Here is a 15190-nt window from a genome sequence, read left to right as displayed (position 1 = left end):
CGGAACATAAAAATCAATCAAAAAGAGCTGGTAAATCATCCCTGCTAATTGTTTCTGCACGGTTGTAAACTTCTTGTACCCTTTCTTTGGTATTGGCTTTTTCAATCCAATTAGACCATACCATAAACCAAGACCATTTGGGCTGTGCCTCTAAAATATCGGGCTTAGGCAACTCCCCCACTTCGCCGAGGGCGATTGGCTTTCCATTAGCTAAATTCAATAATTGCTGGTAGTCCTTTTGTTCGTAATCGAAATGATAGACATCGGTCGCTAAAATATCTACGTATTCATGTCCTGGATAATAATGATGATAATCATATGCTTGATCATTGGGAATATCGCGCGGACCGTTGGCATTCCACACCCAAAGCAAATTATTTAGTTTATGATGGTTCACCAACCTTTCGTACAGATTTTTCCAAAGCTGGGCGTAGCCTTTTCCACCTTTTTTATCGCCCCACCAAAACCAAACACCATTCATCTCGTGATAAGGTCGCCATAAAATGGGAATGTTCGCCTTTTGCAATTCCTTTAAATAACCTGCAACGTGGTCTACTTGTTTTTCCCAACGTTTAAAAAGATTCGTTCCCGGCGTTATCAATTCTTGCCATTCAGCATCACTAAGTTCTCCTTGCGTACTGGTTTTCCATCTAAAGGGAGGATCGTCAGTAGGTTTTCCTACATGCCACATTAAAGTAATTATCGCTCCGTTATTATGCATTTTCTTGGCGGTTTCTACTACACGTTTTCCTGGATCTTCCTTGGCAGACCAGTAAAAATCGGAACCCCAAATAGCTGGGTTTTTACCTGAAATTGATCTCGCCAAATCGTAGAATTCTGTGGGTTGATGATTGTAAGTATGCTGACCGGAAATAATCTTGTCTTCCAAAGAATAAATATATGCTAGCAACGCTTTTGCTTCCGGAGTAGCATTTTTATTTACAGGGGATTGGGATTGCATACCGATACTGTATAAAAGCATCAGGAAAAATCGTAAGTATTTCATTTACAAAATAGTTTAGTATCCCATAAAGATAATTTCTCACATCGCTTTTCGCTTATACAATATTATCAATCTTTTACCCTATTTGTTAAAAGACTCTAAAATAGCGGCTCATCTTAGAATTATTTGACTTATAAAATTTTCATAATCATTTTATATCCTCAAATCAATGTCTATTTTTGCGAAAAATTTTTTTGATGACTCATTTTCATTTGCTTAAAGTAGCATCCGTAAACAAAATAACACCAAAAGCCATAGTAATCACTTTCGGAATTCCTAATGAACTTTCAGAAGCATTTACATTTATACCAGGCCAATACATTACTATTAAAAAGGAAATAGATGGTAAAGAACTGCGTCGTTCGTATTCCATTTGCTCCGCTAAGAAAGACAAAGGTATTTCAGTAGGGATAAAAGAAATGCCAAGTGGTACTTTTTCAAAATTTGCTCAGAGTATACAGGTCGGCGACACTTTTGAAGTCCACCCGCCAGAAGGCCGATTCACTTTTCAACCAGAAAACCAAAAAGGGGAAAACCTTGCTGCTTTTGTTGCTGGAAGTGGTATTACCCCTATTATGAGTATTGCTAAAGAAGCACTTAAAAATACCAACAAAAACTTTTTATTGGTTTACGGAAACAAGTCTTTGGAAGAAACCATGTTCCATAAAGATTTAACCGATTTACTAAAAGAATATCCCAACAGGTTCAGTGCGCAATTTGTTTACAGTCAAGCTGAAGAAGAAGGTGCTTTATTTGGAAGAATCGAGAAATCCACCATCAATTTTATTTTAAAGAATAAACACAAAGAAACTCCTTTTGACGCGTTTTACATTTGCGGTCCGGAAGCCATGATTGAAACTGTAAAAGCTACTTTGGAAGACAACAATATTTCCGAAGATAAAATTCATATTGAACATTTTACCACTTCTGATGACCACTCGGCACCCGAAACGGTTGAAGAAGGCAAAACCAAAGTGAAAGTTTTAATAGACGACGAGGAAACCGAAATCATCATGGACAGAAAACAACGTGTGTTGGATGCTGTTTTGGATAGAGACCTTGATGCTCCTTATTCTTGCCAAGGTGGAATTTGCAGCAGTTGTGTTGCCCGACTTACGGAAGGGAAAGTGGAGATGGTGAAAAACCAAATTCTAACCGATAGTGAAATTGCTGAAGGACTTATTTTAACTTGCCAAGCGCACCCCACAACAGACACAATCGCAATTGATTACGATGATGTATAGAATTTTATCAATGAAGTGGTTTAAACTTTTCGCTTTCTAGTGAAAATTAGGTGTTTTATGGCTATTTGATGGCTTTTTTGAGTTACATAGCAGCGCTACGGACCGAAAAAAAGACGAAAAATAGGCGGAAAAGAGTAATTTTTTAACGAATGAAAAAAGTTTAAACCACTTCAATAACATAAAATATTTAAACATAGCTTTTAAACCTTTGGTTTTTAAGCTATGTTTGTTTTTATGAAGCATGTAAACACACTCCATAGGCTCCTTTTTGTCGGTTTTTTGGTCTTTTTTATTTCCTGTAAAGAAAACGCAAAAAGCTCGGAAAACAATATTGAAAAAGAAACCAAACAACCCAATGTTGTACTCATCATCACCGATGACCAAGGATACGAAGATGTTGGCTGTTTCGGCTCTCCCGATATTAAAACACCCAACCTCGACCAAATGGCTAAAGAAGGGGTTCGACTTACGGATTTTTTCACAACCCAGCCTATTTGCTCGGCATCCCGTGCTAGTTATTTAACGGGTTGTTACCCTAACAGAATTGGTATTCACAATGCGCTTATGCCCGACGCTAAAATTGGACTAAATCTTGAGGAGACCACTTTGGCGGAAATGCTAAAAGAAAAAGGCTATAAAACAGGGATTTTTGGGAAGTGGCATTTGGGTGACCATGAAAAATTTATGCCTACCAAACAGGGCTTTGATACGTATTTTGGTATTCCATATTCCAACGATATGTGGCCAAACCACCCCAAACAGGGAACAGAATTCAATTTTGATCCGCTTCCGTTATACGAAAACGAAAAAATAATAGATACGCTTAACGACCAATCGCAATTGACGACTCAAATTACAGAGCGCGCTATTTCTTTTATCAAACAGCATAAAGAAGAACCCTTTTTTGCTTATATCCCGCATCCACAACCGCACGTTCCTCTATTTGTTTCTGAAAAATTCAAAGGAAAATCGGAACGTGGCCTCTATGGCGATGTCATCATGGAAATTGATTGGAGCGTTGGTCAAATTCTTAAAACCTTAAAAGAAGAAGGATTGGACAAAAACACATTGGTTATTTTTACTTCGGATAATGGTCCTTGGCTTTCCTACGGAAATCACTCCGGCTCGGCACAGCCTTTTAGGGAAGGGAAAGGAACGGTTTGGGAAGGCGGACAAAGAGTGCCATTTATCGCTCGGTTTCCAAATAAAATCCCGGAAAACAAAACAATTGGTATACCCGTTATGGCCATCGATGTTTTCCCAACTATTGCGGAAATCACTAAAAGTAATTTGCCCAAAAAGAAAATTGACGGTAAAAGCGTTTGGAGCGTGCTAAAAGGAGAAAGCGACAGCTCCCCTCACGAGGCCTTCTATTATTATTACCGAGTTAATGAACTCCACGCCATTCGATACGGAGATTGGAAATTGTATTTCCCACATCGTTATCGTACGATGAAAGGACAAAAACAAGGCAAAGACGGACTTCCTGGAAACTACGAACACATAAATTTAGAGGAAATGGAATTGTATAACTTGGCTGTTGATTCTTCTGAAACCAACAATGTTATTGAAAACCACCCAGAAATCGTAGAAAAAATGAATCAACTTGCAAGCGATAAAAGGAAAGAACTTGGTGATGCCCTTCAAAATATTCAAGGAGAAGAAAACAGACAAGCAGGCAAGATTGAATAGTTGAAATCAATTTAAAGTTTGAATAAAAGCAATAAAATTCAAGGAGACTATCATCAACGCATTAATAATGTATTTGCATTTATAGATGAAAATTTGGAAGGTGATTTATCCCTGAAGAATATTTCTGAAGTTGCTTTTTTCTCACCTTTTCATTTTCATCGTGTTTTTAAATTCATAACCAACGAAACTTTAAATGATTACGTAAAAAGACGAAGGCTTGAAAAATCTGCGTTGGATTTACTACATAAAAATGGCAATCTATCCGAAATAGCGCACAGGTATGGGTTTAGCGATAATTCATCATACTCCAAAGCTTTCAAAAAATACTTTGAGGTTAGTCCGACCGTCTTCAAAGAAAAATATCCCCATAGACTTAGCAAAATCCATAAATGGAATAGCAAGATTGGACAAGCATATCCCGATTACGACCAGTACATTCGCATCATTGAGAACCTAAAAAAATGGATTAAAATGAATGCAAAAATAGACATTGTAGAAACCCAGAAAATGGAAGTGGCTTATGTTACCAGTTTGGGAGTTCAAAACCTTGAATCCGCTTATGGAAAAATAATGAAATGGGCTGGGGATAGAGGATTAATGAACCAACACACCAAAATGATTACCATTTATCACGACAGTTTTAAAGTAACAGCTCCCGAAAAAGTGAGAATGAGCGCATCAATTTTGCTGAATGAACCTGTGACAACAAACGGAGAAATCGGACTTGCAACCATAGAAGCGGGAAAACATATTGTTGGGAGCTTTGAAATAGGGTTGCATGAATTTGAAAAGTCGTGGACCGGCCTATTTCTTTGGATGAACGAAAATGGTTACCAAAAAAGAGATAGCGAGCCATTTGAAATTTATCACAACAACTTTAACGAACACCCTGAAAAGAAGGCTGTGGTGGATTTTTATATTCCGGTGTTCTAGCTTTAAAGTCTTAACGCTGTTTAAGCAATCCAACCGATTTCCTAACTTTCATCAAAACTTCATTACCTCATTTCTGCGGATAATTATTTATTGATTAACTTTAAAAGCAGATAATTATTTCAGTAAAAAAAGCATTTTACAATGAACATCGAGTCGCTTTATCAATACTGCTTATCTAAAAAAGGAGCTACCGAACATTTCCCTTTTGATGAAACAACGTTGGTTTTTAAAGTGGGCGGTAAGATGTTTGCCCTTTGTGGACTTGAGCGGTGGGAAAACGGAGATAAAAGCATCAATTTAAAATGCGACCCCGTTTGGGCGGAAGAATTACGGGAAAATTATGAGAGCATCCGTCCGGGTTATCATATGAGTAAAAAGCATTGGAATACCGTTGCTGCCGACTCTCCTGAGATTTCTCCATCGTTTTTAAGGGAGTTAATAGATCATTCCTACGATTTGGTTGTAAAAAGCCTTCCGAAGAAGGTAAGAGAGGGACTTTCAGCATAAAATACTATTAAAATTAATCTCTTCACTCCTTTTCTGCTTAAATTCCTAAAAATTATTGCTTCTTTAACAGATTTTCTCAGTAATTTTTTTATAATGTAGCTAGTATAAAAATTTAAATTCTATCTATGTTAAAAACTGTAGTAAAAGAAGGCGAAAGTATTGAAAGAGCACTTAAACGTTACAAAAGAAAATTTAGAAACACCAAAGTACTTCAAGAGCTTAGAGACAGACAACAATACACAAAGCCATCAGAAGCAAAACGTAAAACAAAGCAAAAAGCGGCTTATAAAGAGCAGTACCTAAGAGATCAGGAAGAATAAACCTTTTTTTAGGTATTGATATTTGGGATATTTATTTAGTTTTACCTGAATAACGGGTAACGTAATATGCTGAATGGAAAATCCGCAACAACAATACACGAAAAGTATTACATTTTTCAAACAAAACTTAAAGGCAGTCAAAAAAACGCTAACTATTCTTAGTGTTTTTAGACTGCTTATTTTTTTGGCCTTATTGGGTATTCTCTATTTCTTTTGGAGAAACACGGCTGTACTAATGCCTTCAATTCTTGTAGGAATCATCCTTTTCATTGTATTGGTTTCTAAATACAGCGATTACAAATATCAAAAGAATAAAATTCTCGAGCGTATCCGTATCAACGAAACCGAGCTTAAAGTACTTCAAAAAGATTTCCATTTCTTGGATGACGGAAAGCACTTTGCCAATTACAGCCACGACTTTAGTCATGATATAGATCTCTTCGGAAAGGGAAGTTTTTTTCAATACAGCAACCGAACTGCTACGGAAGCTGGAAAAACACTTCTGGCAGAGCTTTACACAGAGAATGCTATTGATGGAATTACCGAAAAACAAGAAGCGATAAAAGAATTGGCTAAAAAAGTGGAATGGCGACAGGATTTTAGTGCAACCGCCGCTCAGGTAAAAACCGAAGTTGCTGCCAAAACCATTTCAAAATGGCTAAAAAACCATTCCTCTATTATAAACAAGCGTTGGACTTGGCTTCCGTATGCATTCTCTATTGCTTCCATTGCCATATTTGTAGCTGCATATTTGAGTGCCATTCCAAGTTCATTTGTATTCTATTGGTTTTTAGTCGGACTCACTATTTCCGGCAGTAAGGTGAAAAAAATTGGTGAACTTTCGGAAAACACAGCCAAAGCACAAGATACTTTTCAGCAGTATCATCATCTCATCTCAAAGATAGAATCGGCTACGTTTTCCAGTTCCTTGCTGAAAGAAAAGCAGCAAATTATACTTGGTAATGGGAAAAGCACTTCGCAAATCATTAGGCAGTTTTCTAAAATGCTGGATGCGTTGGAGCAACGTGGAAATTTATTGATTTCAGTCCCAGGAAATGCTTTTTTTCTGATGGACTTGTTCAACACCCATCGCATTGAAAAATGGATTGAAAAATACCGAAATGAGATTGAAAACTGGTTTAATGTCATCGCTTTTTTTGATGCCTACAACTCCCTCGGAAACTTTACTTTTAACCATCCCAATTACAGTTTCCCAACAATTAATAACGACCAAAAGTCGATAAAGGCAAAGCAACTTGGGCATCCGTTAATTGATGAAAACAAACTGGTTTACAACGATTTTAATATTCAAAAAGAGCAATTTTTTGTAATTACCGGAGCAAATATGGCTGGAAAAAGCACATTTTTACGCACTGTCTCCTTGCACATTGTAATGGCAAATTGCGGTTTGCCAGTTTGTGCCGCCGAAAGTGAATACAGTCCGATAAAATTAGTAACCAGCATGCGCACCGCCGATTCCCTTACCGATGATGCTTCCTATTTTTACGCAGAACTAAAACGGTTAAAGCTCATTGTAGATAAAATAAAAACCGACCGCTATTTTGTGGTATTGGATGAAATATTAAAAGGTACAAACAGCAAAGACAAAGCAATTGGATCTAAAAAATTTGTGGAGAAGCTGTCGGCATCTAAAGCAACGGGAATTATTGCAACCCACGATTTAAGCCTTTGCGAAGTAGCCAATGAAATGGAAAGTGTGGAGAATTACTTTTTTGAAGCTTTTATAAACGGCAAGGAACTCTCGTTCGACTATAAATTCAAGGAAGGGATTTGTCAAAACATGAATGCTTCTTTCCTGCTTAAAAATATGGGAATAGTATAAAAAAACACCCCAAAGATTTTGAAAACCTTTGGGGTGTTTAACATAATTCCTTCGACCTGTCCCCATCGGACAGGTGGCAGACTCAGGATAACATTTTGGTATTTTATACTACCTGTATTAGGAAATAATTTTTCTTTCCGCGTTGCAACAAGACAAACTTTCCGTTAATTAAATCTTCGGAAGTGATTTTGTAGTCCTCTTTTACTTTTTCTTTATTTACGGAAATGGAATTTTCCTTCAAAGCTCTTCTCGCTTCACCATTTGATTTCAAAAATCCCGTTTCCCCAGCCAAAGCAGCGATAACATCCAATCCAGTCTCTACTTCTTCTTTTTTGATTTCAGCCTGCGGAACCCCTTCAAAAACATCTAAAAAAGTCTTTTCATTTAAGCTTTTAAGGTCTTCTGCGCCACCACCAAATAAAATATTGGATGCTTTTACAGCATTTTCATATTCTTCTTTGGAATGCACAAAAGTAGTCACTTCTTCTGCCAACCTTTTTTGCAACAAACGCATATGAGGTGCTTCTTTGTGCTCCTCAACAAGCGCTTCGATAGTAGATTTATCTAAAAAAGTAAACATTTTGATATATTTTTCCGCATCCTCATCTGAAGTATTCAACCAGAATTGGTAAAATTTATAAGGGGATGTTTTATCGGCGTCCAACCAAACATTCCCTCCTTCTGATTTTCCAAATTTAGAGCCGTCTGCTTTGGTAATAAGCGGACAAGTAAGCGCGTATGCTTTTGCCGGTTCGTTTCCTTCGGCATCTACATTCATTCGTCGCACCAACTCTGTTCCGGTAGTAATATTTCCCCACTGGTCGCTTCCACCCATCTGCAACATACAACCGTATTCTTTATGCAAGTGGTAAAAATCGTATCCTTGAATAAGTTGGTAGGTAAATTCAGTAAAAGACATCCCAACACCTGAATCGGCACTTAGGCGTTTTTTTACGGAATCTTTAGACATCATATAGTTTACGGTGATACGCTTCCCAACATCCCGAGCGAACTCAATAAATGAAAAATCTTTCATCCAATCGTAGTTGTTCACCAAAACAGGAGCATTTTCAGCATCCACGTTAAAATCCAAGTATCTAGAAAGCACTCCTTTAATTCCAGCTACATTTTTAGCGAGGGTTGCTTCATCCAACAAATTACGCTCATCGGATTTTCCCGAAGGATCCCCAATCATTCCCGTTGCGCCACCTACCAAAGCAATCGGTTTATGACCAGCTTTGTACAAATGAACCAAAAGAATAATGGGTACCAAACTACCAATATGAAGTGAATCGGAAGTAGGATCAAAACCAATATAAGCGGTTGTCATTTCCTTGGTAAGTTGCTCTTCTGTTCCCGGCATCATATCGTGCACCATGCCTCTCCAACGGAGTTCTTCAACTAAATTTGTTGTCATTTTGAATTCTTTTAAAACAGCCGCAAAGATAGGATAATTGATTTATACTGGGAAAGGTTTAAAGAAGGAAAGGTAAATAGCATTTTGGGCTACAAAGACAGGTTGTTTAAACATGCTTCACCTCAACGTCGTCTAGAATTTCCTCACCTCGAAGACGTAGAAATATCTGTGCTACGGCAATAACGTCTTTTTCACAATAGTTTATAATCTTATCAATGTCATTTTCCTGATAATAAACATGGGCCACCATGCTTCCGTCAATATCGTCTTTTGGCGATGGGATATTGAGAATGTGGGTTAAAAGCTTCAAGGAAGTAAAATGTTTATAGTCGCCAAATTTCCAAAGCTCCATAGTATCCAAATGAGGAATTTCCCAAGGTTTTTTCCCGAAAAGATTTAGTTTAGACGGCAGTTTTATTCCGTGGATAATCATTCTTCTGGCGATAAAAGGAAAATCAAACTCTTTGGCATTGTGCCCACACAAAAGCTTGTATGGTTCACTGAAATGTGACTCCAAAAGCGTTTTAAATTCATTTAAAATAGTTTTTTCCTCACCATGAAAGGATGTTACCCGAAAGGTACGCCCATCCCCTTTGAAAGTAAAATAGCCCACCGAAATACAAATTATTTTACCAAACTCTGCCCAAATACCAGCTCGGTCATAAAATTCTTCAGGCGTAAAATCCTCTTTTCGTTGATACTGTGTTTTATGCGCCCATAAATCTTTGCTTTCATCACTCAACGAATTGAAATCTCCCTTTTCCGGAACGGTTTCAATATCTAAAAACAAAATGTTTTCCAAAGAAATTTTATAAAGCATCTCCCAGTATTTTATAGGTTTCTTCAATATACTGATAAATATCTTCTGTATATGCGTCTTTGCCTTTTTTCGCAGTTGAATGACCAAGCCTCGTAATCATAATATTATCTTCTGGTTGTATAATTACATATTGCCCTAAATGCCCTCTCAGCATGAAGAAATCCTTATTTTTAAAATTCAAGAGCCAAAGTCCGAGCCCGTACACCTCACCGTTCTCAAAATGTGGCCGTGTGGCTTTGGAGACGAAAGAGGAGTCTAGCATTTGAGTACCGTTCCAGTTTCCTGAATTTTTATATAATTTTCCGAACCTAGAGAAATCCCTAGCGGTGGCAGCAATGCAACAATATGCTTTAACCAAACCGTTTTCTTCACTATCGAGTTGCCAGAGAGCAATATTTTCTGCTCCCATAGGTTGCCAAAAATTTCTGGAGAGATAATTGGCTAAACTTTGCTTGGTAGCTTTTTCAATAATCATGGCCAACAGTTGTGTATTTCCACTAAGGTATTTAAAGGATTTCCCTGGTTCTTCAACCACCTCCAAACCTAAAATCACCTTGGCCAAATCATCATCAAAATAGGCACGGGTAGTAATGGAAAACGGACTGTAGTAGGCTTCGTCCCAATTTAATCCACTCGACATTGCGGCGAGGTCCCCAACCGTCAATTTCTTTCCCATAGCGCTATTAAACTGGGGATAAAAATCTGCAACTGGTTGTTCCATACTTTCAATATATCCTTGTTGGATTGCTTTTTGCATTAGGGTGACCACTAGGGTTTTTGCCATTGAAAAAGAGTTGCTTTTAGAGGTTTCAGTATAGTTTTCATAATATTTTTCCCTATAAAGGCTATCATTTTTAATTATTAAAAAACTTACACTTTTATAGGTTTTGTTCAATTCATCCAATTCGGGCGAAAGTTTCGTGTTATAGTTTTTGGATTGAGGCCAGGGTTCTGGATGGTTTCCCTTTTGTATTAACTGATTATCGAAATATTTATAATCTTCTAGAAAAGCCGTTGAGTGTCCATTTAGATACGTTACGTTAACAGCTTTTATAAGGTAGTCGTACCCAAAAATATAGAGAGCAATAATGAGCAACGCTGTAAGAAAAAGTATGAATTTGATGATGCGTAAAACTATTTTCATAAAGGACAAGTATGACTATGATTATACCGTTCAATATAGCAATTTTCCCCTAAAATAGTTTTTGTTGCGGTGAGGGACTTTCATGTTCCAAAAGCCATTTTTTGCGCCATAATCCACCTGCATAACCTGTAAGCGAACCATCACTTCCAATAACACGATGACAGGGGACTATAATCCAAAGCGGGTTTTTGCCATTGGCGGCCGCAACGGCCCGAATGGCCTTAACATCGCCTATTTTTTTAGAAAGCTCCAAATAAGATGTCGTTTTTCCGAAGGGGATTTCCAATAATTCTTTCCAAACTTTTTTCTGAAAATCGGTTCCCTCTGGATTTAAAGTAAAAGTGAAGTTATTTCTGTCACCAGCAAAATATTCTTTTAACTGACGCACGGCCTCTTCTAGTTCCGAAGGAATTATTTCATCTTCCTTCAAGCGCTCCTCTAAAACGGTAATTGAAGAAATTCCGCTCTCATCTCCAACAATTTTGGTAAAGCCTAACGGCGTTTTAATGACCGCTTGTTTCATCGCTTTCGTTGTTTTGCGCTGGTGGATTCTCAAAAATCCCCATTCTTTCGGCTCTTATTTGCCAATTTCTTCTGGCCAACAACTGTAAATCTTCCACATTATCGCTTTCATCAACAATTTCCAACCCTAAAATGGTTTCAATCAAATCTTCCATGGTTACCAATCCACTTATGGAGCCATATTCATCTACCACAAGCGCAATATGATCTTGATTTCCGATGAATTTTTCGAACAATTCCGGAAGTGGAATGCTTCTCTTGGCAACTAAAATATCCCGTCTTAGGGTGCTTAATTTCTCGCCCCCTTGTCCGTTTATCATTGCCTCCAACACTTGGTCCTTGAGTACAAATCCGGTAATGTTGTCTACATTGCTCTTATAAACCGGTATTCGGGAAAAGCGCAGCTTTGGATTTTTCTGAAAAAAAGCTTCAATGGTAGTATCTTCAGAAGCGGTTTTCATAACCGTTCGCGGTGTCATAATATCTTTAGCCAAGATTTGGTCGAAACGCATTAGGTTTTTAATCATTGTGGATTCTGACTCTTGGAAAACACCTTCCTCTTGCGCGATATCTGCCATGGCCGTAAAATCTTCTCTGCTGAAAACAGAACCGTGGGCACTTTTACCGCCAATCACCTTTGTGGTAAGTTTTAACAACCAAATCATTCCAGTCCATTTCAGCGGAAAAATCATAAGAGTTAGAGCTTTAGCCGTAAAATTCCCTAAACTTCTCCAATACGTTGCACCAATGGTTTTGGGTATAATCTCTGAAACCACTAAAATTAAAATCGTCATAATGGCGGAAACCACTCCAACGATATTGAATCCAAAAATATCAATCTTATAAGGCAATTTTTCTGCCTGAACACCCACTAAAATTGCGCCAACGGTATGGGCAACGGTATTAATGGTTAGTATAGCAATTAAGGGTTCATCTACGTTATGCTTTAATCGCTCCAGCGTGAAGGCATACGCTTTCCCTTCCTGCTTTTTTACATTGATAAAAGTTGGCGTAACACTTAAAAAAACCGCTTCTAACACCGAGCATAGAAACGAAAAAAAGATTGATATCAGGGCAAATAAAATGAGTAATCCCATAGAAATGATTTGTAGCGAATTTAGCGATATATACGTTAAGAAGCAAAAGAAGAATAAAGGATGTGACTGTATTTATACATTGCGTTGTTATATTGTTAAAGGCTGCAAACTAAAACGATGAAAATAGAATAATAACCAAACCTTTGTAAGAAACACAAAATTAAGAATGTTCAACAAGCCTACCACCCGACATACTTCGGAGGCTTGATGTGGTTAAGATTTAAATAGACAATAATTTGTCCACGGTGGTGGGTAACATGGTCCTGAAGCAGATTAAGTATTTGCAGTTTTGTTTTCTCCCCAGCAAAAAAATCTACCTTTTTATGGAGTTCCTCTTCTGAAGTTTTTAGAACTGCTATTTTAACAGCATCGAAAGATTGCGCTATGACTTCTATAAGTTTCTGCTTGGTAAGTTTCTCCGGATTTTCTTCAATTTCAGCATTAAAATAAGTCTTGCCTAACCAGTTCATATTTTGCTGAATATGAATAAGTTGCTCCTTAAAACTCATTTCTCTTTCAGTAGGTTTGTAGTCGTAATTTTCTTCGGGCATGGATTGGGCGATTTCCAATAAATAGTTTTTGGAATTTTCCCATTTTTCAGTAAAAGTTACTACCGAAAAACTCTGAGCTTGGGATAGTGTTAGCATCAAAAGTGCACAAACCAGTAAAGTTCCCTTCATTTTTCTTAAGAAATCAGTTTTACTACATCTTTGGCAAAATAGCTAGCAATAATATCGGCGCCAGCCCTTTTTATAGCCATGGTTTGCTCGAGTACAACCGCATCGTGATCTAGCCATCCTTTTTCCGAAGCAGCTTTTATCATAGCGTATTCCCCGCTCACCTGATAAACTGCCACCGGTACTTCAAAAGCATTTTTTAAATCCCTAACAATATCCAAATAGCAAAGTCCGGGTTTTACCATAACTATATCCGCCCCTTCGTCGATATCCATTTGGGTTTCTTTTAATGCTTCCGTGCGGTTGGCGGGGTCCATTTGGTAGGTTTTTTTATCTTTAGGAATATCTTTTGCGTCCACAGGGGCAGAATCCAATGCATCCCGAAATGGCCCATAAAATGCCGATGCATATTTGGCGCTATAGCTCATAATTCCGGTGTTGATAAAGCCTTCGCCTTCCAATGCCTCCCGAAGCTTTAAAATCCTACCGTCCATCATATCGCTGGGCGCCACAAAATCTGCTCCGGCTTGTGCGTGGGAAACTGCCATTTTGGCCAATACTTCCGAAGAAGCATCATTTAAAATTTCTCCGTTTTCAACAATGCCATCATGTCCAAAAGCGGAATAGGGATCAAGCGCTACGTCTGTCATTACCAACATTTCTGGAACAGCATTTTTAACCGTTTTTATGGCTCGCTGCATAAGTCCGTTTGCGTTGAGTGCTTCCGTTCCTTTATTATCCTTTAAATTATCAGGAACTTTCACAAATAGCAACACCGATTTTAAACCAAGACTCCATAGTTCCTTTACCTCCTTTTCCAATAAATCTAAACTGAAGCGGAAATAATTGGGCATTGAAGCAATTTCTTCCTTTATATTACTTCCTTCCACTACAAAAAGCGGCACCAGAAAATCATTAGGTGTAATGATGGTTTCTTGCACTAAACTTCTTATGGCTTCGTTGGTTCTCAACCTTCTATTTCTTCTTAACGGATACATTTTATATATTTTATAATGTTTAGACTACACCAAAAATCAATCATTTAATTTTGGTAGACGTAACGTTTCATTTACTTTATCGGCAGTTTTATCTAGAATTTTAGGTGCTTTAAAACGGTAGCCTATAAAAAATTCAACAAACCGAATATTATCATTTAATTTAATACGATTACTTCCTTGATAATTTCGCATAGACAGATTGGTGTAAACACCTCCAAAAAACCTATCATAATTGAATCCTAAGGTAGCACTTCCGCCAAGCAAAAATACGGAAGAAACGATAGAATTATCACCAAAATCGTTATAGTTTAATCCAAAGCCCACATCGACACCGGCTGCCAAAAAGAGATTCTCACTAAACACATAATTATAGTAATAGCCCGGTGTAATTCCTAAATTGAGCGCATTTACATTATTTTCAAAGCCACTGGACTCCAACACGAAATTGGTATAATCATAAGAAACTTTGTATAAAACACTTCCTACACTCTTTAACTGCTTTTCTTTCTGACCAATAGTTGCACGGAACGAAAAATCTTCATTAAAAGAATAAGCCGTTGAGCCCGCGAATTTATTAGTTTCCAAGAAAGGTGCTTCCCTTATTTCTCCATTCTCCTCCAAGGTAAATCCGCGTTGATGATAAATGGTAAGCGTTTGTATCCACCCTTTATAAAACCCTTTGGCATTAAGATTATAAATTTTCGAGTCGATAGAATCGGATGTTCGATTACCTGGCAATCCGCTGGGAGAAATCCCAATGTTTGCTTCAATCGCGCGGTATTGAATACCTAATAAAATACGGTTCTTTTTATTTGGGAACGCTTTAAACTCACGATTCTGCCCATCTTCTTTCTGATTATAACTAAACCTATTTTCAGTAATAACATAAGAAACCTTCATTGCCAACTGATTTGGAAATGTTTGGATGTATTCACTCTTTTGAAGCGAATCATTTTGAGCCATTCCTAACCCG

The 15190-nt window shown here is 37.6% G+C and carries 15 protein-coding genes; 6 read left to right on the top strand and 9 right to left on the bottom strand.

Annotation, left to right across the window (positions count from 1 at the left end):
* Positions 1 to 13 precede the first annotated feature (13 nt).
* Positions 14 to 1006, bottom strand: coding sequence for a glycosyl hydrolase (locus NDQ75_RS05275; RefSeq protein WP_202028351.1), 993 nt, complete (start codon positions 1004 to 1006; stop codon positions 14 to 16).
* A 194-nt stretch (positions 1007 to 1200) separates the two neighbouring features.
* Here NDQ75_RS05275 and NDQ75_RS05270 point away from each other — a divergent pair, with 194 nt between their 5' ends.
* The 6 genes from NDQ75_RS05270 to NDQ75_RS05245 all read left to right on the top strand — a co-directional run bounded on the left by NDQ75_RS05270 (position 1201) and on the right by NDQ75_RS05245 (position 7542).
* On the top strand, positions 1201 to 2247 hold the full coding sequence (locus tag NDQ75_RS05270; RefSeq protein WP_202028350.1) for a ferredoxin--NADP reductase: 1047 nt from the start codon (positions 1201 to 1203) through the stop codon (positions 2245 to 2247).
* A 234-nt stretch (positions 2248 to 2481) separates the two neighbouring features.
* Positions 2482 to 3939 (top strand): sulfatase family protein, encoded by a 1458-nt coding sequence (locus NDQ75_RS05265; RefSeq protein ID WP_202028349.1) that lies wholly within the window; start codon positions 2482 to 2484, stop codon positions 3937 to 3939.
* An 18-nt stretch (positions 3940 to 3957) separates the two neighbouring features.
* Positions 3958 to 4872: an AraC family transcriptional regulator gene (locus NDQ75_RS05260; protein ID WP_202028348.1), complete on the top strand. Its 915-nt coding sequence runs from the start codon at positions 3958 to 3960 to the stop codon at positions 4870 to 4872.
* Positions 4873 to 5013: 141 nt separating this feature from the next.
* The gene (locus NDQ75_RS05255; RefSeq protein ID WP_202028347.1) at positions 5014 to 5379 is read left to right on the top strand and encodes an MmcQ/YjbR family DNA-binding protein; all 366 of its coding nucleotides are present in this window, start codon (positions 5014 to 5016) and stop codon (positions 5377 to 5379) included.
* A 125-nt stretch (positions 5380 to 5504) separates the two neighbouring features.
* On the top strand, positions 5505 to 5699 hold the full coding sequence (gene rpsU, locus NDQ75_RS05250; RefSeq protein ID WP_202028346.1) for a 30S ribosomal protein S21: 195 nt from the start codon (positions 5505 to 5507) through the stop codon (positions 5697 to 5699).
* A gap of 235 nt (positions 5700 to 5934) precedes the next feature.
* The gene (locus tag NDQ75_RS05245; RefSeq protein WP_317191280.1) at positions 5935 to 7542 is read left to right on the top strand and encodes a MutS-related protein; all 1608 of its coding nucleotides are present in this window, start codon (positions 5935 to 5937) and stop codon (positions 7540 to 7542) included.
* A 103-nt stretch (positions 7543 to 7645) separates the two neighbouring features.
* Here NDQ75_RS05245 and tyrS read toward each other — a convergent pair whose 3' ends face one another.
* From tyrS to NDQ75_RS05205, 8 genes are all read right to left on the bottom strand, one after another.
* Positions 7646 to 8959: a tyrosine--tRNA ligase gene (gene tyrS, locus NDQ75_RS05240; protein ID WP_202028344.1), complete on the bottom strand. Its 1314-nt coding sequence runs from the start codon at positions 8957 to 8959 to the stop codon at positions 7646 to 7648.
* Positions 8960 to 9065: 106 nt separating this feature from the next.
* Positions 9066 to 9779 (bottom strand): 3'-5' exonuclease, encoded by a 714-nt coding sequence (locus tag NDQ75_RS05235; RefSeq protein ID WP_202028343.1) that lies wholly within the window; start codon positions 9777 to 9779, stop codon positions 9066 to 9068.
* On the bottom strand, positions 9769 to 10923 hold the full coding sequence (locus tag NDQ75_RS05230) for a serine hydrolase domain-containing protein (protein ID WP_202028342.1): 1155 nt from the start codon (positions 10921 to 10923) through the stop codon (positions 9769 to 9771). The genes NDQ75_RS05235 and NDQ75_RS05230 overlap by 11 nt, the downstream gene beginning before the upstream one ends.
* Before the next feature lie 49 nt (positions 10924 to 10972).
* A complete protein-coding gene (locus NDQ75_RS05225) occupies positions 10973 to 11446 on the bottom strand; it encodes a methylated-DNA--[protein]-cysteine S-methyltransferase (RefSeq protein ID WP_202028341.1) in 474 nt (157 codons plus the stop codon).
* Positions 11427 to 12542: a CNNM domain-containing protein gene (locus NDQ75_RS05220; protein ID WP_202028340.1), complete on the bottom strand. Its 1116-nt coding sequence runs from the start codon at positions 12540 to 12542 to the stop codon at positions 11427 to 11429. Before NDQ75_RS05220 ends, NDQ75_RS05225 begins: the two co-directional genes overlap by 20 nt.
* Before the next feature lie 179 nt (positions 12543 to 12721).
* Entirely contained in the window at positions 12722 to 13222 is a 501-nt protein-coding gene (locus tag NDQ75_RS05215) for a DinB family protein (RefSeq protein WP_202028339.1), read from the bottom strand.
* Between the two features lie 5 nt (positions 13223 to 13227).
* Positions 13228 to 14217 carry a porphobilinogen synthase gene (gene hemB / locus NDQ75_RS05210; protein ID WP_202028338.1) on the bottom strand — a complete coding sequence of 330 codons (990 nt, stop codon included), beginning with the start codon at positions 14215 to 14217 and terminating at the stop codon, positions 13228 to 13230.
* Positions 14218 to 14253: 36 nt separating this feature from the next.
* Positions 14254 to 15180 (bottom strand): DUF4421 family protein, encoded by a 927-nt coding sequence (locus NDQ75_RS05205; protein WP_202028337.1) that lies wholly within the window; start codon positions 15178 to 15180, stop codon positions 14254 to 14256.
* Positions 15181 to 15190 lie beyond the last annotated feature (10 nt).

Origin of the sequence: Galbibacter mesophilus, assembly GCF_023721415.1 — a bacterium.
Taxonomy (GTDB): Bacteria; Bacteroidota; Bacteroidia; order Flavobacteriales; family Flavobacteriaceae; genus Galbibacter; species Galbibacter mesophilus.
Note: the sequence above shows the minus strand (reverse complement) of the source record. Positions and strands in the feature narration are given on the sequence as shown.

Coding starts and splice junctions, on each gene's coding strand:
- NDQ75_RS05275 (WP_202028351.1), bottom strand. CDS start 1,006: ATGAAATACTTACGATTTTTCCTGATGCTTTTATACAGTATCGGTATG.
- NDQ75_RS05270 (WP_202028350.1), top strand. CDS start 1,201: ATGACTCATTTTCATTTGCTTAAAGTAGCATCCGTAAACAAAATAACA.
- NDQ75_RS05265 (WP_202028349.1), top strand. CDS start 2,482: ATGAAGCATGTAAACACACTCCATAGGCTCCTTTTTGTCGGTTTTTTG.
- NDQ75_RS05255 (WP_202028347.1), top strand. CDS start 5,014: ATGAACATCGAGTCGCTTTATCAATACTGCTTATCTAAAAAAGGAGCT.
- rpsU (WP_202028346.1), top strand. CDS start 5,505: ATGTTAAAAACTGTAGTAAAAGAAGGCGAAAGTATTGAAAGAGCACTT.
- NDQ75_RS05245 (WP_317191280.1), top strand. CDS start 5,935: ATGCCTTCAATTCTTGTAGGAATCATCCTTTTCATTGTATTGGTTTCT.
- tyrS (WP_202028344.1), bottom strand. CDS start 8,959: ATGACAACAAATTTAGTTGAAGAACTCCGTTGGAGAGGCATGGTGCAC.
- NDQ75_RS05235 (WP_202028343.1), bottom strand. CDS start 9,779: ATGCTTTATAAAATTTCTTTGGAAAACATTTTGTTTTTAGATATTGAA.
- NDQ75_RS05230 (WP_202028342.1), bottom strand. CDS start 10,923: ATGAAAATAGTTTTACGCATCATCAAATTCATACTTTTTCTTACAGCG.
- NDQ75_RS05225 (WP_202028341.1), bottom strand. CDS start 11,446: ATGAAACAAGCGGTCATTAAAACGCCGTTAGGCTTTACCAAAATTGTT.
- NDQ75_RS05220 (WP_202028340.1), bottom strand. CDS start 12,542: ATGGGATTACTCATTTTATTTGCCCTGATATCAATCTTTTTTTCGTTT.
- NDQ75_RS05215 (WP_202028339.1), bottom strand. CDS start 13,222: ATGAAGGGAACTTTACTGGTTTGTGCACTTTTGATGCTAACACTATCC.
- hemB (WP_202028338.1), bottom strand. CDS start 14,217: ATGTATCCGTTAAGAAGAAATAGAAGGTTGAGAACCAACGAAGCCATA.
- NDQ75_RS05205 (WP_202028337.1), bottom strand. CDS start 15,180: ATGGCTCAAAATGATTCGCTTCAAAAGAGTGAATACATCCAAACATTT.